Origin of the sequence: Corynebacterium sp. HMSC074E01 (assembly GCF_001808885.1) — a bacterium.
Taxonomy (GTDB): Bacteria; Actinomycetota; Actinomycetes; order Mycobacteriales; family Mycobacteriaceae; genus Corynebacterium.
On record NZ_KV794820.1, the window covers coordinates 1 to 24,588 of the forward strand.

General features: G+C 58.4%; 25 protein-coding genes and 1 pseudogene. 19 read left to right on the forward strand and 7 right to left on the reverse strand.

The genetic code is table 11. The features are described 5' to 3' along the window. The coding region (locus tag HMPREF2537_RS12325) for an integrase core domain-containing protein (RefSeq protein WP_148138121.1) at positions 1-259 on the forward strand (259 nt) is incomplete at its 5' end. Between the two features lie 40 nt (positions 260-299). Here HMPREF2537_RS12325 and HMPREF2537_RS12330 read toward each other — a convergent pair. Both HMPREF2537_RS12330 and HMPREF2537_RS12725 read right to left on the reverse strand, forming a co-directional pair. Next, positions 300-1,544, reverse strand: a pseudogene (locus HMPREF2537_RS12330) (phytoene desaturase family protein); the annotation flags it as partial. A 602-nt stretch (positions 1,545-2,146) separates the two neighbouring features. After that, positions 2,147-2,617 (reverse strand): hypothetical protein, encoded by a 471-nt coding sequence (locus HMPREF2537_RS12725; RefSeq protein WP_070524803.1) that lies wholly within the window; start codon positions 2,615-2,617, stop codon positions 2,147-2,149. A 224-nt stretch (positions 2,618-2,841) separates the two neighbouring features. On the opposite strand from HMPREF2537_RS12725, the gene HMPREF2537_RS00905 reads away from it, so the two are divergent. The 17 genes from HMPREF2537_RS00905 to der all read left to right on the forward strand — a co-directional run bounded on the left by HMPREF2537_RS00905 (position 2,842) and on the right by der (position 19,090). Next, positions 2,842-3,777 carry a tetratricopeptide repeat protein gene (locus tag HMPREF2537_RS00905; RefSeq protein ID WP_070524804.1) on the forward strand — a complete coding sequence of 312 codons (936 nt, stop codon included), beginning with the start codon at positions 2,842-2,844 and terminating at the stop codon, positions 3,775-3,777. Continuing rightward, positions 3,777-4,760 carry an HAD-IIA family hydrolase gene (locus HMPREF2537_RS00910; protein WP_070524858.1) on the forward strand — a complete coding sequence of 328 codons (984 nt, stop codon included), beginning with the start codon at positions 3,777-3,779 and terminating at the stop codon, positions 4,758-4,760. Before HMPREF2537_RS00905 ends, HMPREF2537_RS00910 begins: the two co-directional genes overlap by 1 nt. Continuing rightward, positions 4,751-4,912 carry a hypothetical protein gene (locus HMPREF2537_RS12730; RefSeq protein ID WP_168162393.1) on the forward strand — a complete coding sequence of 54 codons (162 nt, stop codon included), beginning with the start codon at positions 4,751-4,753 and terminating at the stop codon, positions 4,910-4,912. Before HMPREF2537_RS00910 ends, HMPREF2537_RS12730 begins: the two co-directional genes overlap by 10 nt. Positions 4,913-4,951: 39 nt before the next feature. Next, a complete protein-coding gene (locus tag HMPREF2537_RS00915; RefSeq protein ID WP_070524806.1) occupies positions 4,952-5,761 on the forward strand; it encodes a TlyA family RNA methyltransferase in 810 nt (269 codons plus the stop codon). Next, positions 5,758-6,669 carry an NAD kinase gene (locus tag HMPREF2537_RS00920; protein ID WP_070524808.1) on the forward strand — a complete coding sequence of 304 codons (912 nt, stop codon included), beginning with the start codon at positions 5,758-5,760 and terminating at the stop codon, positions 6,667-6,669. Before HMPREF2537_RS00915 ends, HMPREF2537_RS00920 begins: the two co-directional genes overlap by 4 nt. A gap of 38 nt (positions 6,670-6,707) precedes the next feature. Then, on the forward strand, positions 6,708-8,384 hold the full coding sequence (recN, locus tag HMPREF2537_RS00925) for a DNA repair protein RecN (RefSeq protein ID WP_070524810.1): 1,677 nt from the start codon (positions 6,708-6,710) through the stop codon (positions 8,382-8,384). 26 nt (positions 8,385-8,410) lie between these two features. Next, on the forward strand, positions 8,411-9,595 hold the full coding sequence (gene steA / locus HMPREF2537_RS00930; protein WP_070524811.1) for a putative cytokinetic ring protein SteA: 1,185 nt from the start codon (positions 8,411-8,413) through the stop codon (positions 9,593-9,595). Then, positions 9,595-10,554 carry a copper transporter gene (locus HMPREF2537_RS00935; protein WP_070524813.1) on the forward strand — a complete coding sequence of 320 codons (960 nt, stop codon included), beginning with the start codon at positions 9,595-9,597 and terminating at the stop codon, positions 10,552-10,554. The genes steA and HMPREF2537_RS00935 overlap by 1 nt, the downstream gene beginning before the upstream one ends. Next, positions 10,555-11,193, forward strand: coding sequence for an NUDIX domain-containing protein (locus HMPREF2537_RS00940; RefSeq protein ID WP_070524815.1), 639 nt, complete (start codon positions 10,555-10,557; stop codon positions 11,191-11,193). Then, positions 11,190-12,113 carry a site-specific tyrosine recombinase XerD gene (gene xerD / locus HMPREF2537_RS00945; RefSeq protein WP_083298935.1) on the forward strand — a complete coding sequence of 308 codons (924 nt, stop codon included), beginning with the start codon at positions 11,190-11,192 and terminating at the stop codon, positions 12,111-12,113. The genes HMPREF2537_RS00940 and xerD overlap by 4 nt, the downstream gene beginning before the upstream one ends. A 44-nt stretch (positions 12,114-12,157) precedes the next feature. Further along, positions 12,158-13,273: a hypothetical protein gene (locus tag HMPREF2537_RS00950; RefSeq protein ID WP_070524819.1), complete on the forward strand. Its 1,116-nt coding sequence runs from the start codon at positions 12,158-12,160 to the stop codon at positions 13,271-13,273. Between the two features lie 170 nt (positions 13,274-13,443). Further along, positions 13,444-14,316 (forward strand): ParA family protein, encoded by an 873-nt coding sequence (locus tag HMPREF2537_RS00955; RefSeq protein WP_046649257.1) that lies wholly within the window; start codon positions 13,444-13,446, stop codon positions 14,314-14,316. Positions 14,317-14,325: 9 nt separating this feature from the next. Further along, positions 14,326-15,123: a segregation and condensation protein A gene (locus tag HMPREF2537_RS00960; protein ID WP_070524821.1), complete on the forward strand. Its 798-nt coding sequence runs from the start codon at positions 14,326-14,328 to the stop codon at positions 15,121-15,123. Between the two features lie 16 nt (positions 15,124-15,139). Further along, entirely contained in the window at positions 15,140-15,754 is a 615-nt protein-coding gene (gene scpB, locus HMPREF2537_RS00965) for an SMC-Scp complex subunit ScpB (protein ID WP_070524823.1), read from the forward strand. Positions 15,755-15,841: 87 nt separating this feature from the next. Continuing rightward, complete coding sequence (locus HMPREF2537_RS00970) at positions 15,842-16,759, forward strand: pseudouridine synthase (protein ID WP_070524825.1); 918 nt, start codon at positions 15,842-15,844, stop codon at positions 16,757-16,759. After that, on the forward strand, positions 16,759-17,469 hold the full coding sequence (gene cmk / locus HMPREF2537_RS00975; protein WP_070524827.1) for a (d)CMP kinase: 711 nt from the start codon (positions 16,759-16,761) through the stop codon (positions 17,467-17,469). Before HMPREF2537_RS00970 ends, cmk begins: the two co-directional genes overlap by 1 nt. Further along, on the forward strand, positions 17,462-19,090 hold the full coding sequence (der, locus tag HMPREF2537_RS00980; RefSeq protein WP_070524829.1) for a ribosome biogenesis GTPase Der: 1,629 nt from the start codon (positions 17,462-17,464) through the stop codon (positions 19,088-19,090). The genes cmk and der overlap by 8 nt, the downstream gene beginning before the upstream one ends. A 2-nt stretch (positions 19,091-19,092) precedes the next feature. Here the strand turns inward: der and HMPREF2537_RS00985 are convergent, their stop codons facing one another. The 5 genes from HMPREF2537_RS00985 to HMPREF2537_RS01005 all read right to left on the reverse strand — a co-directional run bounded on the left by HMPREF2537_RS00985 (position 19,093) and on the right by HMPREF2537_RS01005 (position 23,489). Next, the gene (locus tag HMPREF2537_RS00985) at positions 19,093-19,701 is read right to left on the reverse strand and encodes a response regulator transcription factor (RefSeq protein ID WP_070524831.1); all 609 of its coding nucleotides are present in this window, start codon (positions 19,699-19,701) and stop codon (positions 19,093-19,095) included. Further along, on the reverse strand, positions 19,698-20,813 hold the full coding sequence (locus tag HMPREF2537_RS00990; RefSeq protein ID WP_070524833.1) for a sensor histidine kinase: 1,116 nt from the start codon (positions 20,811-20,813) through the stop codon (positions 19,698-19,700). Before HMPREF2537_RS00990 ends, HMPREF2537_RS00985 begins: the two co-directional genes overlap by 4 nt. Continuing rightward, a complete protein-coding gene (locus HMPREF2537_RS00995) occupies positions 20,810-21,604 on the reverse strand; it encodes an ABC transporter permease (protein ID WP_070524835.1) in 795 nt (264 codons plus the stop codon). Before HMPREF2537_RS00995 ends, HMPREF2537_RS00990 begins: the two co-directional genes overlap by 4 nt. A gap of 13 nt (positions 21,605-21,617) precedes the next feature. Further along, complete coding sequence (locus HMPREF2537_RS01000; protein WP_210383601.1) at positions 21,618-22,556, reverse strand: ABC transporter ATP-binding protein; 939 nt, start codon at positions 22,554-22,556, stop codon at positions 21,618-21,620. Between the two features lie 90 nt (positions 22,557-22,646). Beyond that, positions 22,647-23,489, reverse strand: coding sequence for a class I SAM-dependent methyltransferase (locus HMPREF2537_RS01005; protein WP_070524837.1), 843 nt, complete (start codon positions 23,487-23,489; stop codon positions 22,647-22,649). A gap of 59 nt (positions 23,490-23,548) precedes the next feature. Here HMPREF2537_RS01005 and HMPREF2537_RS01010 point away from each other — a divergent pair, with 59 nt between their 5' ends. Next, complete coding sequence (locus HMPREF2537_RS01010; protein ID WP_246820178.1) at positions 23,549-24,583, forward strand: CE1 family esterase; 1,035 nt, start codon at positions 23,549-23,551, stop codon at positions 24,581-24,583. Positions 24,584-24,588 lie beyond the last annotated feature (5 nt).

Sequence of the window (24,588 nt, forward strand, 5' to 3'; positions counted from 1 at the left end):
CACCCAGCTTGGTGTGCGCCAATCCATGGGCGCGGTGGGAACGAGTGCTGATAATGCCTTGGCAGAGTCATTTAACGCCACCTTAAAGCGTGAAGTGCTACGTGATCGGAAAGTCTTTGACAGCCCAATCAGCTGTCGCCAAGAAGTCTTTCGATGGTGCATGCGCTACAACACCCGCAGACGACACTCCTGGTGCAACCTTCTAGCCCCCGATACCTTCGAAGCATTCACATCAGCTACACTGACCCAAGCAGCATAGCTAACCCCCGACGTGTCTACTTTCCGGGGGCCAGGCCCCCTCCACCAATGATGTCCCCATTGCGGTAGTTCCTATTGGACGATTCCATTTGCTGCGGGTTAATGCTTTTGCTCATAACAATTTGATCACGGAACCCTGGAGCAAATCTTTCTATTTGTTCAGTGACTAGCCCTGTAGCGTCTCCTGAGTATCCTTTAGGCACATGCGCATATGCGTAAATTGGATTTAGATTTTCATTGCTGCGTGTAGGATCTGCCATATATTGCTGTCCGACAAGGACGAAGGGTCGTGAAGGCATCTTTCCTTTAGCTCTTAAAGATTCGGAAAGTAGTGTTTCTTTGGCATTGCCACCAAGGTGGACAGTGCCTGCACGTCTACAATGTGAACTTTTCCAAGGGATGTCTCCGCTGATTGCATAGTCAACTTTGAAAGCGGAAGATCCAGATCTGAAATTTGAGTATTGCTTTTTAATTCTTGATGGCATCTCATCTCCATACAAGGAGAGGATCTGTTGGGGAGAAAGATCTAGAAGAACAAGATCTGCGGTTGGAATATCCCTTTTCGAAATAACGGGACTATTAGTATGGATCGTTACATTCTTTTGGGTGAGAGCTTTTCCTAGAGCCGATACAATTGCGCCTGATCCTCCTTTTGCTACCGGCCAACCCCACCGGTGGGCTGCAGCAGCGAGCATTATTCCGAGCGATGCAGTTAGCGGTTGGTCGAGAGAGGTAAAAGCGTGGGCTGCGATTCCCCCAAACAATGCTTTACCCGCTTCGGTTTTAAACATGCGCATAAGTGTTGAGGCTGGCAGAGAAGCATATGGAGCGAACTTGGCAAGAGCGACTGGGTGTTGAGGAATATGAAGAAGTGGGCGGAAAGTGTCCTCTGCCAGGAGGTCGAAGTTCCTTACGCTGCTCCCGACTATCTTTCTCCAGATGTCTCCGTCGACTCCCAGATGCTCGACAGTTTTGTCTAGAGACCTATACAGGATCCCAGCCCGTCCATCATCCAAAGGATGAGCGCAGTCAACTTCAGACCATGCCCATTCTAAACCGTACTTCTCTAGTTCTACCTCTTTCCAAAAACTTGATCCGACACCGAAAGGATGAAACGCTGAACAGTGGTCATGTGTCAGTCCGGGGAGCGTGTATTCCCCGGATCGTGCACCGCCTCCAATAGAAGAATTAGCTTCAAGTATTGTCACCTCAATATCGTGATTGGCGAGGAAAAGGGCCGCTGCTAAACCATTAGGACCTGCTCCCACGATAACGGCGTTTGTCACGGTTCTTCCTCCTTATTGTTGTTCATCACTTGTTCAACTGGTTGAGGTGTTTAGCTGGGGTGCAGGAAATACCGAAGCTGAAAGTGGACCGCGCCACACTGCCTAAAGGCCGGTGAAGGAAAGGATACTAGGCCTAAAACGACAAATGTTTTGTTTGCGGCGTGTCGGGCTAAACGACATTTTGTGTTGGTGGGGTTTAGCGTATGTGGCCTTTGCGACTAGGTCTGCACTTATGGACATGCACAAACACATTAGCCGAGCTTCAAGATTCCGGAGCATATAGCCATTCAGTTGGAGGAGTGATCCGTTCGATCAAAGGCTCATGCAGTCGAGAAAATGCTCCTTGCACCGCGCCTTGAGCGCATCGGCTTATTGATATCCTTCATATCAGTGCTTTGGTAGGAAAGTAGGGAGTACGCGATGCGGTTTACCCAAACGTCGGCTACGTTCTCTCATTCCTACAACGCTGCCTTCCTCAGGGACCTGAAGTCTGTGCGCTTCAGTACACAGAATGGTAATCCTTCCTCTTCCAGGCTTCTCGATGCATTTTGTCGAAGGGGCCTATACCGCAGGTACGTGATGGGCGTGGCGGCTTACTGTTCTTAGTCATTATGGTTGTGGCCTCGGCCTGCATCTTCCTCTTTGCTTTTCTGCTCAATGGCTTTGAAATCTCTTGGTTGCTTGCGTTCCTTGTTGGCTCGTTGTTGTGTTATCACTGTTTCGTCGTGGCGTGCCAGTGGGTGTTCGCCCGTCGAATTAGCGTCGCCTGGAACAATGGTTGGATTGACTTCTACCCTGTGCTCTTGGGCAGTTTCTTCTGTAGTGAAGGGCACCCCCGAACAGGAAAGAATCACTACCTGTATGCGACGAAGGGTCTTGTTCTCGCGCCAAAAGGAGATTCCCATTGCATCGAAGTGCGCGTCGAAGGAATTAGCCCTCACCGGATGAGTATGCAGGGCGTAGCCCTGGCCCGGGATGCCGAAAGGATTCGTCTTGACGTCATGCGCAACAACGGTTGGACCTTTTGGGCAGTCGTCCGTGGTATGCCATTGGAGCACGGAAGCGTAGAGCATGGACTTAGCTCTTCGCAGGTGGCTGCGGGATTAGAGTGCGTGCGTGGTGAGTGGCGTTTGGGTAAGGTTGCCTGGCCTCCGAATAGTGTGTAGTCGCCGAACTGGGACCGTAGGTTGTGGGGCACTTCACTAGCAGTTGGTTCGTATTGCCGTTTCTGGGGCCGTGACCTGTAGACTGGTTCGGTACATACGGACACGTCTACCGCAGAAAGTGCATGGCTTTAATGTCTGAATCCAACTCCCGTAACCACGGCCGTGGCCGCGAAGGTTCCGCAGAAGGCAACCGTGGGCACTACGGCTCTGGGGGCCGAAAGTTTGAGAAGCACGGCGGCGCAGCGGGGCGTCGAGAAGAGCGTCGCGGTGATTTTCGTGACGACCGCCGAGGTGGCCGCGCAGGCGCTAAACCTCGCCGCAACGACCGCAATGGGCATGGCGGCAAAAACAAGGTCTCGCATCCACAGCGTTCAGGCTACCGTGAGGAGCGCATCAATCGTCGTATGACAGATCCAGATCTGCCATCTGATATCGACATTACGGATCTCGATCCTTCGGTACTTCAGGATCTTTCGTCGCTCTCCAAGGAAAACTCCGAAGCCGTTGCTAAACACCTCATCATGGCGGCAACGTGGCTTGAGGACGACTCCCAACTGTCGCTACGCCATGCACGTGCTGCCAAGGACCGTGCCGGCCGGGTATCAGTCGTCCGTGAGATGAACGGAATCGCTGCATACAGGGCGGGAGAGTGGAAGGAAGCTCTTGCTGAGCTGCGAGCAGCGCGTCGCATTTCCGGTGGCCCTGGGCTGCTCGCCGTCATGGCTGATTGCGAGCGAGGCCTCGGGCGCCCAGAAAAGGCTGTTGATTTGTGGCGCGGCGAGGAGGCTAAGGAACTCGCGCCGGAGGACGCGGTCGAGTTGGCTATTGTTGCTGCAGGGGCGCGATTGGACATGGGGCAGGCAGATTCCGCCGTAGTTACCATCCAACGCGCGAAGCCTTCTAAGGATTCCACGGGATTCTCGGCATGCCGCCTTTCCTACGCCTACGCCAATGCGTTGTTGGAGGCTGGCCGCAAGGAAGAGGCCCGGGAGTGGTTCCAGCATGCGGTTGACATCGACGAAGGAGACTGGACCGACGCTGCAGAGCGTCTGGCCGAGTGCAAATAATGAGTATTCTCAAAACCCATGATTCATTGCTCCTCGATCTCGACGGAACAGTATGGGAGGGAGGACAGGCTCTCCAGTGCGTCGTTGACGTGGTCAATTCGTGCGGTATTCCTGCAGTTTATGTCACGAACAATGCATCCCGAAGCCCGCAAACCGTAGCCGGTATGCTCGGCGAGATCGGCTTGGAGACGGATGCGCAACACGTTGTTACCTCTGCGCAAGCGGTAGTCAAGATCGCTCGTGAGGAACTTCCAGCAGGCGCGAAAGTCCTCGTCATCGGCGCGGACTCATTTCGTTCACTGGCGCGTGAGGCGGGCTTCGATGTTGTGCACAGTGCCGACGATAAGCCCGCCGCGGTCCTGCAAGGTATGGATAAGTCAGTGGGCTGGGAGCAGCTCTCCGAAGGCGCGTTGGCAATTAGTCACGGCGCAAAGTTCTTTGCCTCCAACCTGGATACGTCTCTTCCGACGGAGCGCGGAATGGCTGTGGGCAACGGCTCGCTAGTCGCAGCTATCGTTTCTACTACCGGCGTAGAACCCATTTCGGCAGGTAAGCCGGAACCCGCTATGTTTGCTCAAGCAGCTAAGCTCGTGGGCTCGACGAAACCTCTAGCTGTAGGGGACCGCCTTGACACGGACATTGTTGGCGGCAACAACGCTGCAATGGATACCTTCCATGTTCTTACAGGTGTGTCCCGGGAGCTTGCTCTCATTGAAGCTACTGCGGAGGAACGCCCTGACTTCATTGGCGCAGGATTCCACGAGCTCTCCTTATCGGCTGCACAGGCGCGACCAGGTTCCCAGGGAGGATTCCGGGCACGGTTTGACGGCTACGACATCGTTCTTCAAGGTGGGAACGAGAAATCGACGTCGATCGAGGCGTTGCGTACCGTCCTCGAAGTTGCATGGGCCGGTAATGAGCCGCCTCGCTACATTCAGCCACGGAGTGAAGCCGCGGAGAGGGTTGTGTCTACATGGCGGTAAAGCCTCATGATCCGCGCGCGGTTTTGGCTCCGGAGAAGCTGGATGCGTCGCTCGCGGAGATTCTCAATGAACCAGCTGAAAGCCTTGAACAAGAACTTGCTCAGCTGGATCGCGCTCATACTGTGCTGCGGGATGCGCTCCAAGACAATTAGCGCTGACCGTCGAGGATTCTAAGAGAAGAGGAGCTTTTCATGCCACCGCAACGCCGCCGTCTCGACGCGGAGTTAGTGCGCCGAAAGATTGCGCGCTCACGGGAGCAAGCCGTTGAGATGATCAAGGCCGGCCGTGTGACCGTCGGGGGCTTCAAAGCGATGAAGCCCGCGACGGTGGTTGAGCCCGAAGTATCTATCAAGGTTGAGGCCAGCGAGGGGGATGATTGGGCTTCGCGTGGCGCGCATAAGCTCCTTGGAGCTCTCGAGGCTTTCGATGTCGACCTTAGAGGAAAGCGGGTGCTGGATGCGGGGGCATCGACTGGCGGCTTTACCGATGTGTGCCTGCGTCGAGGTGCCGCGGAGGTGCTTTCTGTCGACGTGGGCTACGGGCAGTTGTTGTGGCGTTTGCAGAATGACGAACGAGTTACGGTGCTCGACCGCACCAACATTCGCCACCTGACACTTGAGCACACGAATGGTCCCTGCGACGCCATGGTTGGTGACCTATCGTTTATCTCCCTAAAACTGGTACTTCCGGCAATCGTAGAATGCATGGCTGATGGCGCATGGTTATTACCCATGGTCAAGCCGCAGTTTGAAGTAGGAAAGGACCGGATTGGGGCCGGCGGAGTGGTGCGCTCACCTGAGCTTCGTGCGGAAGTGACCAAGGACGTGGCGGTCTTCGCCCAAGAGCTCGGATTGAGCGTCAAAGGCGTGGCGGCATCCCCGCTTCCCGGACCAAGCGGCAATGTCGAATACTTCCTGTGGTTGGTCAAGGATGGCTTGTCCACCCCAGAAGATAAGCTGGATGTACTGATCGACACGGCAATCAAGGAAGGACCCCAGTGAGCAGGACTAGCGCCGCGGAGGGCACCACTCGCCGCGAAATTCTTCTTGTCCCGCACGCTAGCCGCGAGGATAACCTCGCTGCCACGCACCGTGCAGCAGAGCTGCTGCAGGAGGCTGGCATCAAGGTACGCGTCTGCGGAGCGGACACCGTTCTCCCTGGGCTGCAGCACGTGAGGCATACGCCGGCGGCAGCCGAAGGCTGTGAGCTAGTCCTCGTGCTCGGTGGTGATGGCACGTTCTTGCGCGCTGCTGACATGGCACGTGCAGTGGACGTCCCCGTCCTAGGCATCAATCTGGGGCACGTGGGCTTCCTCGCAGAGTGGGAAGCGGAGTCTTTGGATCGAGCGTTGGTGCGCGTCATCGAGCAATCCTATGACGTCGAAGACCGCCTGACCATTGACGTTGCAGTGTTTGATGCCGAGGGAAAGCTGCGGGAGCGTAGCTGGGCGCTCAATGAGGCCTCGATTGAGAACCTCAACCGCTCAGGGGTCCTCGATGCCATCCTCGAAGTGGATGGGCGCCCAGTTTCAGCTTTTGGGTGCGATGGTGTTCTTATCTCCACTCCGACGGGCTCCACAGCCTATGCCTTCTCAGCTGGCGGGCCGGTATTGTGGCCCTCCCTCGATGCCATCCTTGTGGTTCCTAACAATGCGCATGCGCTGTTCACCAAACCACTCGTGGTCTCTCCGGATTCGCAGGTGGCGGTGGAATCAGCCTCGGCTACGACTCCGGCCGTGGTAATCCTCGATGGTTTCCGCGAGATTTCTATGCCGCCGGGTTCGCGAGTGGAAATCGTGCGTGGTGAAAGGCCCGTGCGCTGGGTTCGGCTGGACCAGCAGCCCTTCACCGACCGCCTCGTGTCCAAGCTCCGCCTGCCCGTGGAAGGTTGGCGCGGGCCCCGGCATTAACTGCCCTAACGCGTATTCAGGAAGGAAGATACCGCACTGTGCTCGTAGATATCAGCATCTCTGACCTCGGCGTTATCGAAAGCTCCGCTGCGGAGCTCTCGCAGGGGCTAACCGTGCTTACCGGTGAAACTGGCGCCGGTAAGACCATGGTCGTGACTGGCTTGCGCCTGCTAGCTGGCGGTCGCGCTGATGCATCACGCGTGCGCGATGGGGCCTCAAAGGCGGCCGTGGAAGGTCATTTTTCCTCGGATTCACCGGCTGTGGCGGCTTTGGTCGAGGACGCAGGAGGAGAGCCGGATGAAAACGGTGAGTATATCGCCTCCCGCACGGTGTCTGCGGCAGGGCGCTCACGTGCCTATTTGGGCGGGCGTTCGGTGCCGGCGGCGACGTTGGGGGAATTCGCTTCCCACCTCATCACTGTGCATGGGCAAAATGACCAGTTGCGCTTGCTGTCGGCTGATCAACAGCTGGCCGCCATCGATCGCTTCGAGCCTTCCATCGAGAAGATCCGTACTGCGTATACCGAGGCTTTTAGGCAGTGGCGCGCATTGGCCAAGGACTACCAGCACCGGATGGAGTCCCGCCGTGAGATGGCCCAAGAGGTGGACCGCTTGCAGTTCGCCATTAAGGAGATTTCTGATCTCGAACCGGAGCCCGGTGAGGATGCTGAGCTCGTAGCTCTGATTAAGCGTTTGCAAGACGTCGATGCTTTGCGCGAAGGCGCCGCCACTGCTCTGAGCGCCTTGGACGGCGGTGAAGGTTTTGGTGATGAGGACACAGCCGTCAACCTTGTCGGTGCAGCTGAATCGGCATTAACTGGGGCGAGCGATGCCGAGCTGACCAGGCTAGGAGAGCGGTTGAGTGAAGTCACCACACAGCTGACCGATATCGCTGCCGAGCTCACCACGTATTTGAGCGATCTGCCCGCGGATCCCAACCTCCTCGAGGAATCTCTGCAACGCCAGCAAGAGCTCAAGCTCCTCACGCGCAAGTATGCCGCTGACATCGATGGAGTTCTGGCCTGGCGGGACGCCGCTGAGGCGAAACTTGCGACCTTGGATACCTCCACCGAGGCCCTCGAAGCTTTGAGGAAGGAAGTAATGGAGGCCGAAAGGACGATGGTGGACAAGGCAGAAGCACTCACTGCTGCCCGTACCAAGGCAGCGAAGAAACTGGGTGCTCAGGTTTCCGAAGAGATCCACGGCTTGGCCATGCCAAACTCCACCTTGACGGCCGCCGTAAAGAAGACCAAATATTCCAAAACGGGTGCGGATGAGGTGGAGTTCCAGCTCAACGGCAAACCGCTAGCTTCTGCAGCCTCGGGAGGTGAGCTCTCCCGTGTCATGCTGGCTATGGAGGTGGTTCTGGCCAGCGGCGATGGCGCCACGCTGGTCTTCGATGAGGTCGATGCCGGTGTCGGAGGGCGCGCGGCGGTGGAGATTGGGCGTCGCCTAGCACGTCTTTCGACTACCAACCAGGTCATCTGCGTTACCCACCTGCCACAGGTAGCTGCCTATGCAGATTCGCACCTGCATGTGTCCAAGGAGAAGTTCACGTCAGGCGTGGCGGATTTGACCGCCGAGGAGCGCGTCGAGGAACTCGCGCGTATGCTCGCTGGTCTCGATGACACCGCGACCGGTCGCGCGCACGCTCAGGAGCTTTTTGATAGAGCTCAAGCAGAAGTTGAGACTTTCCGCGCGCCTTCCACACATTGAGCCCTTAACAGGGGAAACTGTCAGGCATGAGTCTGTTTTCCCGTAACACCGATCTGCCTGGAGAACACGGCGCGCTGCGTGATTGCACCCCGGGTGGCAAAGGCATGAAGAAGTTTAGCGCTGGTGACTTCGTCGTCATCAACGCTGCCAATATTTCCCGCCAAGAGGCCCAGACCCTCGTGGACATGAAGCCGGCCGCCGTTATCAATGTCGCCGAGTTTTCCACTGGTTCTATCCCGAACTATGGCCCGCATATGTTGCTTGACGCCGACGTCACCCTCGTTGAGGGCGTCGGTCAAGACTTCGTGAGCAACTTCAAGGATGGAAAGAAGGCACGACTCACTGAGGATGGAGCGATTTATTCTGGTGATACCCAGCTATCCTCCGGAACGGTAGTTACTCGTGACCGGGCGGAGAAGAATTTCGCTTCTGCCCAACAGGAACTCATCGATCACATGGAGGCATACTTCGGCAACTCCATCGAGTTCATTCATTCCGAGGGGCCCCTGCTCATCGACGGCCTGGGCGTACCCGATGCGGGTTCCGACATGGCTGGGCGCAAAGTTCTCGTGGTCTCGCCCTCCGAGGAACACCGTAAGAAGCTGACACTTCTGCGCAATTTCATCCGCGAGTATGAACCCATCATCATTGGCGTGGATTCTGCAGCCGATACGTTGGTAGAGCTGGGTTACCAGCCCCACTTCATCGTGGGAAACCCCTCCGAGGTGAGCTCGGAAACCTTGCGCAGCGGCGCCCAGGTTATTCTTCCCGCTGAGCCAGACGGGACCGCTGAAGGGCTCGAGCGCATTCAGGATCTGGGGATAGGCGCGATGACTTTCCCGGCAGCTACGGACTCAGCCACCGACCTTGCCCTTCTGTTAGCGGACTACCACGAAGCCCAGATGATCGTGCAGGTCGGGGGAGCCCTCGATCTCGATGATATCTTCGCCAATGAGCCGAATGCTACGCCAGCGGCCTTGCTGTGCCACATGAAGGCCGGAACGCGCCTGGTGGATGCGGACGCTGTTATTAACCTCTATACTGCGCCGAATTCCGGAGCTATGGGGTGGCTGTGGGCGCTGCTCGGCATTCTCGTGGCGCTCGCTGTGGTTATTCTGATCGTCGGCTTGGGCGGCGATGAATCCTTCCTCCAGAACTTGATCGATACCTGGAATAACTTCGCATTGAGCGTGCAGGGGTGGTTCAAGTGATGATGTCGCCTAAATCCTTCGTCGTTGCCGGGCTCGGTTTCGGCGCAGCACTAGGCATCGCGCTCGGCACGCTGGTGATCGCCCCCAACATGGATTCCGCCCCTGGCCCCGGCGGTGAATCCACAGATGAGGTGCGGGAAAAATACAGCGAGCTGGTGATGGACAATAATATTGCAGAGGCCCAGCTGGACTCTGCGGATTCCGTCATGGCCGAACTCGGCCGTTTCGTGGTTGATGGAACCCTAGTCCAGCGCCCAGTCATGGTGCTGAGCATGCCCGATGCCGATGACGCCGATGTCAAGGCCGTGAAGGATCTGCTGGGGTCGGCGGATTCCACCGACGCCGGAAGCATCAAACTGACCGACAAATTCCTCGCCCAAGATTCGGCAGACAAGCTCCTGTCTCTCGTGACCTCTACCTTGCCGGCCGGTGCGAAGCTCGACAAGAAGAAGGTCGACGCCGGTACTCATTCTGGCCAAGCTCTCGCTGCGGGCCTGCTGATGGATGCTAAGACCACCCAGCCCCTTGCCAGCGTTGAGGACCGGGCCACCTTGCTGCGTGCCCTGCGCGATGCCGGCTATATCGACTACAAAGACGGGACTATCCTTCCCGCTCAAGCAGTCGTTGTCGTGGGCGGCGGCTTGGTCCCGGGTGATGATGAGAACAGCGCTGCTAAGAAGTACGCTATCGATACCACCGTCAAATTCCTCGAAGGTTTTGGTTCCGTAGACACCGCTATGGTCTATGCCGGTCGCGTGCAATCTGCCGGTGATGATGGAGTCCTGGATAAGCTTCGTGCCGCCAAGACAGGAATCAGCACTGTGGATTCTATCGATCACCCAGTGTCCCAGATGGCCACAGTTCTGGCGGTGAAAGAACAGCTGGATGGCGGTAAGGGCGTCTACGGTTCTGCGGCGAATGCTGAAGGCGCAGCGCCGGCGCTGCCGAAGGACCTCTAGATGTCACACGAGTTTCGCACGGTCGGTAGCGAGCTGCTTGTCGACGCCCCCATCATCGCCGTTCGTCGCGATGACGTCGTCATGCCAGGGGAGGTAGTAGCGCAACGCGAGATTGTAGAGCACCTCGGCGCCGTCGCCGTTGTGGCCTTGGACGAGAGCAACCGGGTCGCCATGGTGGAGCAGTACCGCCATAGCGTCGCCAAGCGCCTGTGGGAGCTACCGGCCGGATTACTCGACGTCAAGGGTGAAGATGAGCTCAGCGGCGCGCAACGCGAGCTCCAGGAGGAGGCCGGGTTAGTCGCCGAAGATTGGGCAGTGCTGACCGATTTGGTGACCTCCCCGGGCTTCTGTGAGGAAGCCGTGCGCGTCTTCTTAGCGCGGGGTCTGTCCTCCGTGGAGAAGCTCGCAGCCGAAGGCGATGAAGAAGCAGACATGAGTTTCGCCTGGGTGCCCCTCGATGAGGCCGTCGAGCGGATCCTCGCGGGGGAGATTGTGAACTCGATTGCGGTGGCGGGAATTCTCGCAGCTTATGCCTGTGTGCAAGAGGGGCGCACGGCGCGCTCGGTTGATGCGCCCTTCGAGCTGCGCCCGCAATCCCTAGCGCAACGGCGCCCTGGACCGGATCTGAAGAAGCTGTGACGCCGTCAAGCTCCGCCGCAGCTGCGGGAGAAGCATGGTTGATGCACCTCATGGTGGAAAAAGGTGCCTCAAAGAACACGGTGAGCAACTACCGCCGAGATATCAATCGCTATGTTGATTGGCTCGCGGAATCCGGCATCACGGACCTACGTCGGGTGACCCGCGCGCACGTGGAAAACTACCTCGTTTTTCTCCGAGAATCTTTAGCACAGTCCTCTGCAAGCCGCGCACTGATTGTGGCGCGCGGCTTGCACAAGTTTGCGCTAGCGGAGGGGATGATTGAGGAGGATGTGGCGGCGGAAGTGTCCCCGCCCAAGCGGGCGCAAGCATTGCCAGAAACACTCAGCGTGCACGACGTCGAGGCTCTCCTCAACGCTATCCCCACCGATGAATCCGCAACACCCGTTGATATTCGGGATCGCGCCCTTTTGGAAATGCTGTATGGAACGGGAGCCCGTATTTCCGAAGTGATTTCGCTGAGCGTGGACGATGTAACGGGTGAGGGACCGACGTCGGTACGTGACATCCTCGTGCTCAGCGGCAAAGGCGATAAGCAGCGCCTGGTTCCGCTGGGCTCGCATGCGGTGAAAGCGGTGGAGAACTACCTGGTGCGTGCCCGACCGGTTTTGGCAACGGGGGTCTCCCACGCCTTATTCCTCAACACTCGGGGAAGGGCTTTGTCGCGGCAAAGCGCCTGGGCTGCGATCAAGACCGCAGCGCAGCGTGCGCACCTGAGCACGAAGATTTCCCCGCACACTTTGCGGCATTCTTTTGCTACCCACCTGCTAGAAGGCGGGGCGGATGTGCGTACCGTGCAGGAGCTCTTGGGGCATTCTTCGGTGACGACAACACAGATCTACACGCACGTGACCGCGGATTCGCTCCGCGAGGTATGGCACACTGCGCACCCGCGTGCCTAGGGCACCTAGAATCATCACGACGTCTAGCAATGAAAAGGATTCTTATGGCTTCAACCGCATCTTTCTCCCGAACTTATCGCGGGATGGCTCTAGCCTTCGCGCTCACCGTAGCCCCGCTGTCCGGTATCGTCGCCGGCCCAGTGAGCGGGAAGGGTGAAATAGCTGGGTTTGGGGCGGCGGTTGCGCACGCGCAAGATGCCACCATCCCGGTGCCGGCTGGTCAGACGACAACCGTCTCCTTGCCTGTGCCTGTCGACGTCAACGTGGCCTCCGATGGGTGGAATGTGAGCGCTTCTGGTGGTACTGCAACGGTGACCGCGCCGGCAGCTGGAGGACAAATCAGTGTTCCGGTGACCTACCAGGGCGTAACCATGACTATCGTGCTCGTGGCAGATGCTGAGGTAACCGCCGAGGATCTCAATGATGCGGCTGAAAGCGGCGATCCGGACAGCCTCGGAGGGGGGCAGCAGAACCCAGGTGGCGCGGATAGTCTTGGGGGTAACAGGGATCCTCAGGGCAGCACAGGCGGAGATGAAAAAGAAGGCGGAAATGATCCTGCTACCGGCGGCTCGGTGCCTGCCACAGATGGCGGTGGCCAAGGACAAGAGCGCGCTCTGCGCACTGGCCGCGGCTGGGAGGGCGTCGATGATTCCCACACGGCCTATGTCAACCTGGAATCCACGATCGACGGACAGACAATTACTGCCAAGCTTGGGTTCAAGCAGGCTCTAGATCTGTACAACCGCTTCAAGCATCTTGAGGATGACGGGGTCACGCTGCGCTACCTCAATGCGGAGGGCGAGTTTGTGGAAGGCGTGAAGCGCGAGATCGATAAAGGCTCGCGCACGATGACTTTGACCTATCCAGAAGGTACGGAGCCCGACAATCCTTTCATCATGCAGTTCTTTAATAAGGACACTCAGTCCGCGGAGCTGGTAGTGACGCTTACGGATCCGACTCGTGAGAACGCTAGTGAGGTACCGCCGGAACAGCAGCTTGATTCTGATGGCGCTAACGGGTCTGACAGCGCGGAACAGGAGAGCTCGGGAGTGGGAGCTGGCGTGCTCGCAGCGGGCATTGTGGGCATCGGGATCATCGCTCTCATCGTCGGGTTCGTCGTGAAGAGGCGCCGCTCGACGTCAAAGGAAGAGCTTTCTTAATCTAGGCTGCAGTCTTTATTCTGTGGTTAGCGCTAGCTATAATCGCGACACGGGCGCCCAAGGGGTACCCTATAATCACAAGGATGTAAGAATGTAGCGCCGGTCGGGGCTGCAGTGTCGAAGCGGAAAGGCCGCAGAAGGCCGTACAGGTCAAGGAAGCAGGTGTGACTGTGAGCGACGAGGGACTGTTTGAGGCCTCGGAAACACAGGTCGGGTTGACCGGCCGCCCACTGCGGGAGCTTCCGGAACCAGAGCCGTTGGAAAAGCATGGTCCCGCGACAATCATCTCCATGTGCAACCAGAAGGGTGGCGTGGGAAAGACCACGTCCACTATTAACATGGGCGCATGTTTGGCAGAACTCGGGCGTAAAGTCCTCCTCGTTGACTTGGATCCCCAGGGTGCTCTTTCGGCCGGTCTGGGTCTGACCCACGACCAGATTCAAGACACCATTTATGACGTCATGCTCGACAGTGAGGTCTCGGTGCACTCAGCCATTGTGCATACCGGTGTGGCGGGGCTCGACCTTGTCCCGGCCAATATCGACCTGTCCGCCGCGGAAATCCAGATGGTCAATGAGGTAGGCCGCGAGCACACTCTGGCCCGCGCGCTGCGTCCTGTGCGCAAGGACTATGACTTCATCATCATTGACTGCCAGCCTTCCCTGGGCCTGCTGACCGTCAACGCCTTGGCTTGTTCGCAGGGCGTCATCATTCCTATGGAATGCGAGTTCTTCTCCCTGCGTGGTCTCGCTTTGTTGACCGACACTGTGGAAAAGGTGGCCGACCGAATCAATTTCGACCTCGAGATCATGGGCATTTTGGTCACCATGTTTGATCGCCGCACCCGCCACGCGCGCGAGGTTATGGACCGTGTGGTGGAGTACTTCGGTGACAAGGTTTTCGACACAGTGATTACCCGCACCGTGCGTTTCCCCGAGACATCTGTCGCCGGCGAGCCTATTACTACGTGGGCCCCGAGCTCCCAGGCGGCCAAGCAGTACCGCGACCTGGCTAAAGAGGTCATTGAGCGGGCTAACGGCTAGCCAGCTACTATGACCCAACCGGAGATCACCGGCTTTCGCATCGCGCTGGGCAACTTCGAGGGCCCGTTCGATCTGCTGCTCCAGCTGATTCAAGCAAAGAAGCTGGACGTTACGGAAGTGGCGCTGTCTGAAGTCACTGACGAGTTTGTGGCTTATACACGTGCGCTGGGAGAAACTGCGGACTTGGATGAGACCACGGAGTTCCTCCTCATTGCCGCAACACTCCTGGACCTGAAGGCAGCGCGTTTGCTACCGCGCGGCGAGGTTGATGATTTGGAGGACCTCGAGCTTCTGGAGACCCGCGATCTGCTTTTCGCGCGTTTGCTGCAGTACAAGGCCTATAAACAAGTAGCCGACCAGTTCGCGCAGTGGCAGCGTGCTGCCCAGCGGCGCTATCCGCGGGCGGTGGCAATGGAGGAGCGCTTTAGTGATCTCCTCCCGCCGGTGAAGCTGGGACACACCCCAGCGAGCTTCGCAGAGCTGGCCGCGGGTGTCTTCCGTCCCAAGCCGCCGGAGGAGGTCGCGACTGGGCACGTCCACCAAGTTGCCGTTTCTGTGCCGGAGCAGGCTGGAAAGATCCTCACTACGCTCAAGCTGCTGGGCACGGGGCAGTGGATGAGCTTCGATGCCTTAACGAGGGACTGTACCGTCTCTATGGAAGTCGTCGGCCGCTTCCTAGCGTTGCTAGAGCTGTATAAAGCCAAGGCTGTGGACGCTTCCCAGCCGGAATCCTTGGGGCCGCTCGAACTATCGTGGACTGGGCTCGACGTAGATCCCGCCGTGGTCGCAGCGGCGAACTGGGATTAAGGTACGCTACCGAAACATGGACGACACGTCATCCCCGGCACCTAGCGAAGCGGCTCCCTCCAACGTGCAGCGCGCTTTGCCCTTCATCCCGCAGCTGCGCTCACGCCTCGAATCGATACTCCTCGTCGTCGACTCGCCTGCGAGCGTGGAAGAGCTGGCCCGCGTGTTGGACGCGGAGCCCACTGTTGTTAGCGATACTTTGCGGGCTGTGGAACGGGAACTGACCGAGCGTGGTTCCGGAATCGACCTGCGTGAGACACCTGAGGGGTGGCGCTTCTATACGCGTAAAGAAAACGCAGATGCCGTCGAGCAATTTGTTCTCGATGGCACCCAAACCAAACTCTCCCGCGCCGCCCTAGAAACTTTGGCGGTCATCGCATACCGTCAGCCGGTAACTCGAGCTCAAGTCGCAGGTGTTCGCGGCGTTAACGTTGATGGAGTCGTCCGGACATTATTGTTGCGTGGACTCATTCGGGAGATAGAAAGCCCTGAGGCCTCTGTGGGGCATGCGCACCAGTATGAGACCACTGAGCTTTTCCTCGAGCTACTCGGCATTGATTCTCTTGAGCGCCTTCCGGATCTGGCTCCGCTGTTGCCAGACATCGAGCAGATCGACGAGGACTACTCATAAAGGCCTACTCTGCGGTAGGATTGCGGCCGGACAGAGGCGTGATTTCACGCCGAGCAAATTGAAGAACTATTGAGAGGACACACTCCCGTGACTCCACCCGCTCGCCGCGACGGCACACCGGAAAAGAAGAAGCGTGACAGCGACATGATCGTCTCGAACGCTAAGCCGGCTCGCCACCAGCATGTAAAGAAGAAGGCCACCGCAGATTCCATCGCCCGAGAGCTGGGCGCGGATTGGCTGGTAGACGGCAACAACACAAAGAATCCCCAGAACCAAGGCGAACGCCTCCAAAAGGTGTTGGCCAAGGCCGGCGTTGCTTCGCGCCGCCACGCTGAGATCCTGATCGATGAGGGCCGCGTCGAGGTCAACGGTCAGGTCATCATCAAGCAGGGCACCCGCGTGGATCCCAACAAGGACGTCATCCGGGTGGACGGCACCCGCATCAACGTCAACGAAGAGACACAGTACTTCGTGCTCAACAAGCCCCGCGGGATGCAGTCCACCATGTCGGATGACATGGGCCGGCCTTGCGTGGGTGATGTCGTGGCTGATCGCGTCGTGGCAGGTCAGCGCCTATTCCATGTCGGACGTCTTGACGCCGACACCGAGGGTCTCCTTTTGCTGACCAACGACGGCGAACTTGCTAACCGCCTCATGCACCCCAAATACGAGGTCACCAAGACGTACTTGGCCACAGTGCTGGGGGAGGCCGATAAGAAGCTCGTTCGTCAACTGCGCGAGGGCATCGAATTAGAAGATGGCTTGGCGCAGGCAGACTATGTCCAAATCGTGGACAAGAACCAGGGCTATTCGCTGGTGCGTGTCGAACTGCACGAGGGACGCAAGCACATCGTTCGCCGCATGTTGAAGGAAGCCGGCTACCCAGTGCAGCGCCTCGTGCGCACGAAGCTTCACACAGTACAGCTGGGTGATATGAAGCCTGGCTCCCTGCGTGCTCTGAACTCCAATGAATTGACCAGCCTGTACAAGGCGGTGGGGATGTAATGATTTCAAATATGCCTAATCAAGGTCTCATCTTGGCTGTGGATGGTCCTTCCGGAACCGGTAAGTCCACAACGTGCCGCGCGCTGGCCAAGCAGCTTGAGGCGAAGTATGTCGATACTGGGGCCATGTACCGCGTGGCTACTCTGGCTGTACTGCGCGCAGGGGTGGACCCGGTAGATACTGACGCGGTGATTGCCGCGACTGCAGACCTTCCCCTTGAGGTCTCCGATGACCCTGATTCCACCCAGGTTATCTTCGATGGCGAGGATGTCTCCCGCGTCATCCGTGAGGACGAGGTCACCCGCAATGTTTCGGCAGTATCGGCAATCCCGGAAGTACGTCAGAACCTCGTTGAACTGCAACGGAAGCTGTCGGCACAGGCCCACCGCGCGATTGTGGAAGGACGTGACATCGGCACTGTCGTTCTCGCGGATGCCCCCGCGAAGGCGTATATGACGGCCAGTGCCGAGGTCCGCGCGCAGCGCCGCCACGACCAGAACCTCGCCGCCGGCATTGAATCGGATTTTGACACCGTGCTTGCCGACGTCGAACGGCGCGACGCCGCAGATTCCTCCCGCGCCACCTCGCCGTTGCGTCCGGCTGAGGACGCAGTGCTTGTGGATACCTCCGAGATGACCCGTGAGGAAGTCCTCGACGCACTCATCGCCGTCGTGAAAGAATCGGCTGCAAAGGAGGCCTCGAATGACTAATGAACCGCAGAATCCGGACCTGAATCCGGAGCAGCAGCCGGAAGATTTCGAGACGGAATTCCACTACCCGGTGGGCAAACTCGAGGAAGAGGTCGTGCGCGATCCGCACGGCGGCTGGGCGCAAAAGGATTTCGATTCCGAGGACTTCGACTATGAATTTGATGAGTCTGAGTTCGATGACTCGGAATTCGGCGAGGCTGATTTCGGTGAGGAAGAAGAACTGACCGAAAGTGATGCCCCGCTGAGTGAAGAGGAGTGGGAAGCTCTATCTCATGCCTTCGGAGTAGGCGAGGAGCATACGGAGGAAAACCTCTGCACGGTGGCCGTGGTGGGCCGGCCGAACGTGGGTAAGTCTTCGCTGGTGAACCGCTTCCTCGGCCGCCGCGAAGCCGTGGTGGAGGACCACCCGGGTGTGACTCGTGACCGCGTGTCTTATGTCGCAGATTGGAATGGCCAGCGCTTCTTTGTTCAGGACACCGGTGGCTGGGATCCCAACGTCAAGGGCATCCACGCCGCCATCGCACGTCAGGCCGAACAGGCCATGGAGACCGCCGACGTCATCGTGTTCGTGGTGGACACCAAGGTAGGCATCACCGAGACCGATGCGGTCATGGCTCGAAAGCTGCAGCGCTCCGAGGTCCCGGTCATCCTGGTATCCAACAAGTTTGACTCGGAAACCATGTACGCAGATATGGCCGAGTTTTACGCGCTGGGCTTGGGCGATCCGTGGCCGGTATCCGCCCAGCATGGCCGCGGCGGCGCGGACGTCTTGGATGAAATTCTGCGTTTGTTCCCGGAGGAGCCGCGTCATTCCTCGATTACCTCTGGCCCTCGCCGCGTGGCGCTGGTGGGCAAGCCGAACGTAGGCAAGTCCTCCTTGCTAAACAAGCTGACGGCAGAAGAGCGCTCCGTGGTTGACAATGCCGCCGGCACGACGGTCGACCCTGTTGACTCCCTAGTGCAGCTGGACCAGCGGCTATGGAAGTTCATCGACACTGCAGGCCTGCGCAAGAAGGTCAAGAATGTGCAGGGCCACGAGTACTACGCCTCCCTGCGCACGCGCGGCGTGATCGATGCGGCTGAGGTATGCATCATGCTTATCGACGCCTCCCAGGAAGTCTCCGAGCAAGATCAGCGCGTCCTCAACATGATTCTCGAGGCCGGAAAGGCCTTGGTCATCGCGTTTAACAAGTGGGACTTAGTGGATGAAGACCGCCGCTACTACTTAGAGCGCGAGATCGATGAGAACCTGCGCCACCTGCCGTGGGTGACCCGCGTGAACATCTCTGCTGAGACCGGCCGCGCCCTGCAGAAGCTGGAGCCTGCCATGATTGAGGCTCTGGAGAGCTGGGATCAGCGCGTGTCTACTGGTCAGCTCAACAACTGGATGCGTGAGGCCATTGCTGCGAACCCGCCTCCGATGAACAATAACCGCCTACCGCGCGTGCTGTTCGCCACCCAGGCGTCGACTCAGCCGCCGACCATCGTGCTGTTTACCACCGGCTTCTTGGATGCGGGCTATCGCCGTTACTTGGAGCGCAAGTTCCGTGAGCGCTTTGGTTTCCACGGCTCGCCGGTGCGCATCGCAGTGCGCGTACGCGAGCGCCGTCAACGCCGCTAGCATTAGATCCACCCGTTTGCTTCGGCCCGCCGTGCGGCCTCGAAGCGGTTTCCCGCTCGTGTCTTCGCCATGATGGCGGAGACATGGTTGCGCACTGTTCCGCCGCTGAGGTGTAGCTGTGAAGCGATATCAGCGGAGCCGAGCCCACGGACGAGCAGGCGGCAGACCTCTATTTCGCGTTCGCTCAGAGGGTTGTCGGGGGCAAAGAGAATGTCCTGAGCAAGCTGCGGGTCGATCACGCGCAAACCCGAATGGACGCGGCGGATGGCGTCCGCGAGTTCGTCGGGAGGAGTGTCCTTGACCAGAAAACCGTCGACACCCGCCTGGAGCGCGCGCTTGACGTAGCCAGAACGCCCAAATGTGGTGACGATGAGGCTGCGGCAGCCAGTATCTGCGATAGTGTGTGCCGCATCGATGCCATTCATGCCAGGCATTTCGATGTCCAGTAGCGCCACGTCAACGCTGTGCTGAGCGACGAGCCCGGCGACCTCATTCCCTGAGGAACAGTCTGCAACGACGTCAATGTCGGGTTCAGCATTGAGCAGTGCTGTGAGCGCTCCGCGGACTAAAGATTGGTTTTCGGCAATGAGCACTCGGATGGGAGTCGTCATGATTGATGGGGATCCTTTTTGTCGGGGGCGCCTTGAAGAGTCAGGAGGACCGTGGTTAAGCCATCGGCACGCCGGATTATAACGTCACCGCCCGCGTCTGCCGCGCGGCGTCGAAGACCGGCGAGGCCCGTGAGCCCGGCGGCAAGCGCGTGCGTAGCGTCTTCCGTGAAGCCGCGGCCGTTGTCCGTCACCTGAAGGGAGCTCTCGGTGAGGTTCACCCAGCATTCTGAAGCGCCGGAATGCCGCACCACGTTGGTGGTGAGTTCTCGCAATGCCCACGAGAAAAGTTCCTCATGTGACTTGGGCTGCGAAAGGGGATCAGGAAGGTGGTTTTTGATTTCGGCGGTTTCAAGGATTCGGCGCGCAGCTTGGAGCTCGCCGGCAAAGGTGGGGTTCTTCATGCGCGTTACTGTCGAACGGACCTCGGCAAGGGACATCCGTGAGAGAGCGCTAATCTCCTCGAGCTCGGCAGCCGCTTGAGACGGGTCGCGGTCGATGAGGCGGCGGGCTACTTCAGATTTGAGGTTGATTGCCGTGAGAGTATGACCGAGGAGATCATGGATATCGGAGGCGATATCCTCGCGTTGTTGGGCTAATTCCAAGTCGTGGCGCAAGGCGGTTTCTATATCTTCGCGTTGGGACAATGTGCCAAGCATCAAGATGAGCAGCGGCCAGCCGAAAAGGATCAATGCGAATTCGATAAAGCGCTGTTCCGCATAGAGCCAGAGAGGGATACTCAGTACGATTCCGGTCAGCGCAATGATGATGGATGCTGTCTTCAGCGGTTGCGTGAAGGATACTAAGGCACCAAGGTATGGCACGAAGACCACGGCCCAGACTCCGTGCGAGGGGATGGCAGCAAGCGCGAGGAGTGCGAGGATAAGCCACCAGGTGGCCACGCGACGCCGGTAGGACCACCCTTGTGGGTAAGAGTGCAGCGTACCGAAAGCAAGAGTGTAGGCCACGCAGAAGACGGCGGTGATTGCTATTGCCCAGATACGTTGGGCGGCGGAATGAGTGGGCTGGAAAAGGACTTGCACTAGTACTGGCAGGAGAAATACCAGCCACACCGCGGCAAAAGCTGCGTCGCGGGATTTGAAGCTGAGCATCATGCTCGGTTCCTGTCGCGCTTGTGAAGAAGCACGCACGCCCCGACGAAAACCACTGTCCATACCGCGATATTAACCCATGCGTACCAGAGAGGATCTTCGATAAAGAACTGCTGGCCGTTGATCATCTGAGCACCTTCTGAGAGCGGCCAGCGCGCAAGAGCCTGCGCGCCGTACATGGGGGTGAAGCGTCCAATCCCAAGGAGAGATTCTTTGAGCGGCATGAAGACATTTCCTGCAAACGCGAGGATAACGATGCTGGACGAGGCAATGGACACCGTGTTTTCCGAGGGAATGAGCATGGCGCAGGCCATGCCATAAAAGCCGAAGGGGATGGCACAGACGACGGTGGAGAGAAAAGCCAGTGCCCACTGATCCGGCTGCATGTTGGCTTTGGTGAGCGCTCCGGTTATGAAGACAGCGGCGATGGGCAAGATGGCGCGGACCGCGATATTGAGGAAGTGAGCAATGCCTAGCTGCCAGGGGCGTAGGGGAGTAAGCGCTAATTGCCGTCCCCACCCGGCGCGATTTTCTGCGACCATTGAGCCGGCTGCGCCGACAGCGCCTGTGGCGCCGGCATAGAGCGCCATGCCGATCATGACCATGGCGGCAACGTTTCCGCCGTTAAAGTCGATGTCGCCGTATTCCTGCATGGCGCCGAAGAGAATGTAGAAAATGATCGGTAGCCCGATGCTAAAGAAAAGCGTTGCTAAGTCACGACGCAATCGCTTGAGGTCGTGACCGGCGTACCTAAGAGTTGTGGCGAAGTTGGGTGCGCTCATGGGGGTGCTCATGGTGGTTGCCTCCTTATAGGGCAGTGGTTGCTGAGGACTCATTGGAAAGCTCCAGGAAGGAATCCTCCAAGCTGTTGCCGGTGATGGTGATATCGCGAGCCGCGGTTTCAGTGAGCAGGTAGCGGGCTACCGCGTCGGAGTTCCGAGTCGTGATGAGAAGACTTGTCTCAGAGTGTTCTTGGTGGACAACTCCTGGCAGTGCAGTACTTAAGAGGGAATCCGGCAGCCCGCCGGGAAAGGTGGCACGGATAGTGCGGGTGGAATTGGTATTGCGAATTTTCTCCGTGGAGCCGTCGGCTTGGAGTGCGCCCTTATTGAGCATGACGATGCGCTCGGCAAACGCATCTGCTTCCTCAAGGTAGTGAGTAGTAAGCACAATGGTTCGGCCGGCTTCAGCCTCGTCTCGCATCGCCTCCCAGAAGTGACGCCGAGCGCTGGCATCCATGCCGGCAGTGGGTTCGTCGAGAAGCAACAGCTCCGGATCCCCCAACAGCGCTAAGCCGAACCGCACACGCTGTTGCTCGCCGCCGGAGCATTTCCCTACCCGGCGCGAGAGAATATCGCCCAAGTTGGCGCGCTCAATAATCTCGTCCCATGGGCGGTGAGATGGGAAGGCTGCGCCAAGAAGCTCGAGGGTTTCTTTTACGGTGATATCTGGAAGCAAGCCACCAGACTGCATGACCGCGCCGATGCGTCCAGTCTTCGCTGCTTCTTGTGGTGAGGTGCCGAGCACGCTGATAGTGCCCGAGGTTGGGTTCGTGAGCCCAAGGATGAGGTCGATGAGTGTGGTCTTGCCAGCGCCATTCGTGCCCAGCAGGCCAACGATTTCACCCCGGTGAATGGTGAGGGAGACGTCGTGAAGCGCCTGCACAGAAGCGCGGGAGGATGCGTTGAAGATCTTGCTGACGCCGTCGACGTCAATTACCGGTGGGAGTGTGCGTGGTGTGCTCATATCTTCACGCTAGGTTCGGGAAGTAATCGCAGCGTAGACGTGGTGTCACCACTCAGGCATGACAGATGTCATGCTGAGGCAGGCCAGGGTCTACTCACCATCGCGGGCCAACACGAATGCATCCGTACGGTACGGGATTCGAAGAACTTGCCCAGGGCGAAAGCCCATGTGTTCGTAGAGATACCAGTTGAGGTTATACGTCATGCGTTCATGGATTTTCTTGCCATTGCGAAGCCAATAGGAGCGGGTATGCATGAGTGAATGCAGATCTTCGGGGCTCAACTCGTGCTCCCACGTTAAGCGCAGCTCGTCACGGAGTGTCCACGGATCGCTAAAGCCGGGGTAGAAGTCGGGACGGTGGACATCTCCTGAATGCATGATTCGAGAGAGCCGGAGGATCCAAGGGTCAGCGTTGACGTCCATCGTATTCCATACCAAAAGTACCTTTCCTCCTGGGCGGAGCACTCGGTCAAATTCCGCACAAGCTCGCTTCACATCAACCCAGTGCCAAGTTTGCGCGCAGGCGATGGCGTCGAGACAGGAAGAGCGCACAGCCATGTCCTCAGCCGTTGCACGCCAGCACGGAATCCCAAGTCGAGACAGCACACGCGTCATGTCATGGGAGGGGTCACTGGCGTAGACAACGGGATTGCTCAATGACTCGGTCAGTTTGCCAGTGCCTGCACCAACGTCGAGGACTGTGTGCGCCGAGGCGATGAGCTGCGATACTTCCGGTGGATATCCCGGACGCACGTCATGGTAGGCATCGGCCCCTTGGTTGAAAGCATGGGCAGAAGCCACCCGCTGCTCAGCAGTGCTGAAATTGGGAGACTCCTTCCCGGATGCCCGGCGGTAGCTGGGATAGTGCTCGGGCAACGGGTAGGAAGATGGCGTGCCCAGGGAATCTGTTGGGTCGGAAGGCAATGAGCTCATGATGTTCTCAAACTTACCGCGACGCTGCAGGTTCGTGGATGTTGGTGGGATGTTTTAAGGTGGACGAGGATATTTTTCCGACGATGAACGTGGCGAGGGGAAAGATGGGCCAAGATTCCGCAGCGCGGCTGCGCCGGTTGCGCGCGCTCGCTGGGGCTGTCGCCGTCGCGGCAAGTGTCATGGCATTGGCGTCGTGCAGCTCGGCTGAAGAGGAAGCGCCTACGTCAACCTCCCCAGCAGAGTGGACAAATGATCTCGGTATCCCACTAGCTCCCATGCTGGTCGGCCCGGAGCCTGGACACACGAAGAAAGCTCGGTTGGCCTCTGGGCGGAGCTTCCTCCTCCATGTGCCTGAAAACTACACGCCTGAACGTTCTTGGCCGGTGCTGCTATCTTTCCACGGGTATACAGATTCCCCTGAGAATATGGAGCAGTACACCCAGTTCAATGCTGCTCACGCCATCGTTGCTTATCCAGCGGGGGAGAAGGCCGCGTGGGCGCCAGCCCCCTACGCTGCTACTAGCGCGGAAGAAGACCTAGAATTCGTTCGCACCCTCGTGGACAGTCTGCGCTCTACTTATGAGGTGGACGATAACGCCATCTATGCTGCGGGTCTGTCCAACGGCGGCGGATTCGCAGCCTTCTTGGCCTGCCGCATGCCGGGTACTTTTCGTTCTGTAGCGACCGTGTCGGCGGCATACTACGAAGGCATCCATACAGATTGTTCAGATAAACCTGTCGGCCGTTTGGATATCCACGGTACGAAGGATCCCGTGGTTAATTACGAGGGCGGAGTGCGTCACGATACCGCCTATTCTTCAGTATCAGAGGTGCTTGGGCAGGATCAGCGGCGCAATAAGTGTCGCGGCGACGTCGACTCTGTGCGCCTGACAAACGGTGCCACTAGAGAGACCTGGACTGCCTGCGAAGCACCGCTGCAGCATATCCGCATTGAAGGCGGCTCTCACGTATGGCCAGGCGGTAACAACGATACGAAAATCGAGGTCGGGCAAGGATTTGCTACTGATGCGGTACTGGATTTCTTTGGCATCCCTGGGCGCCCAGAAGGCACTGAAGAGCACGGAGTGGCCTAGAACCA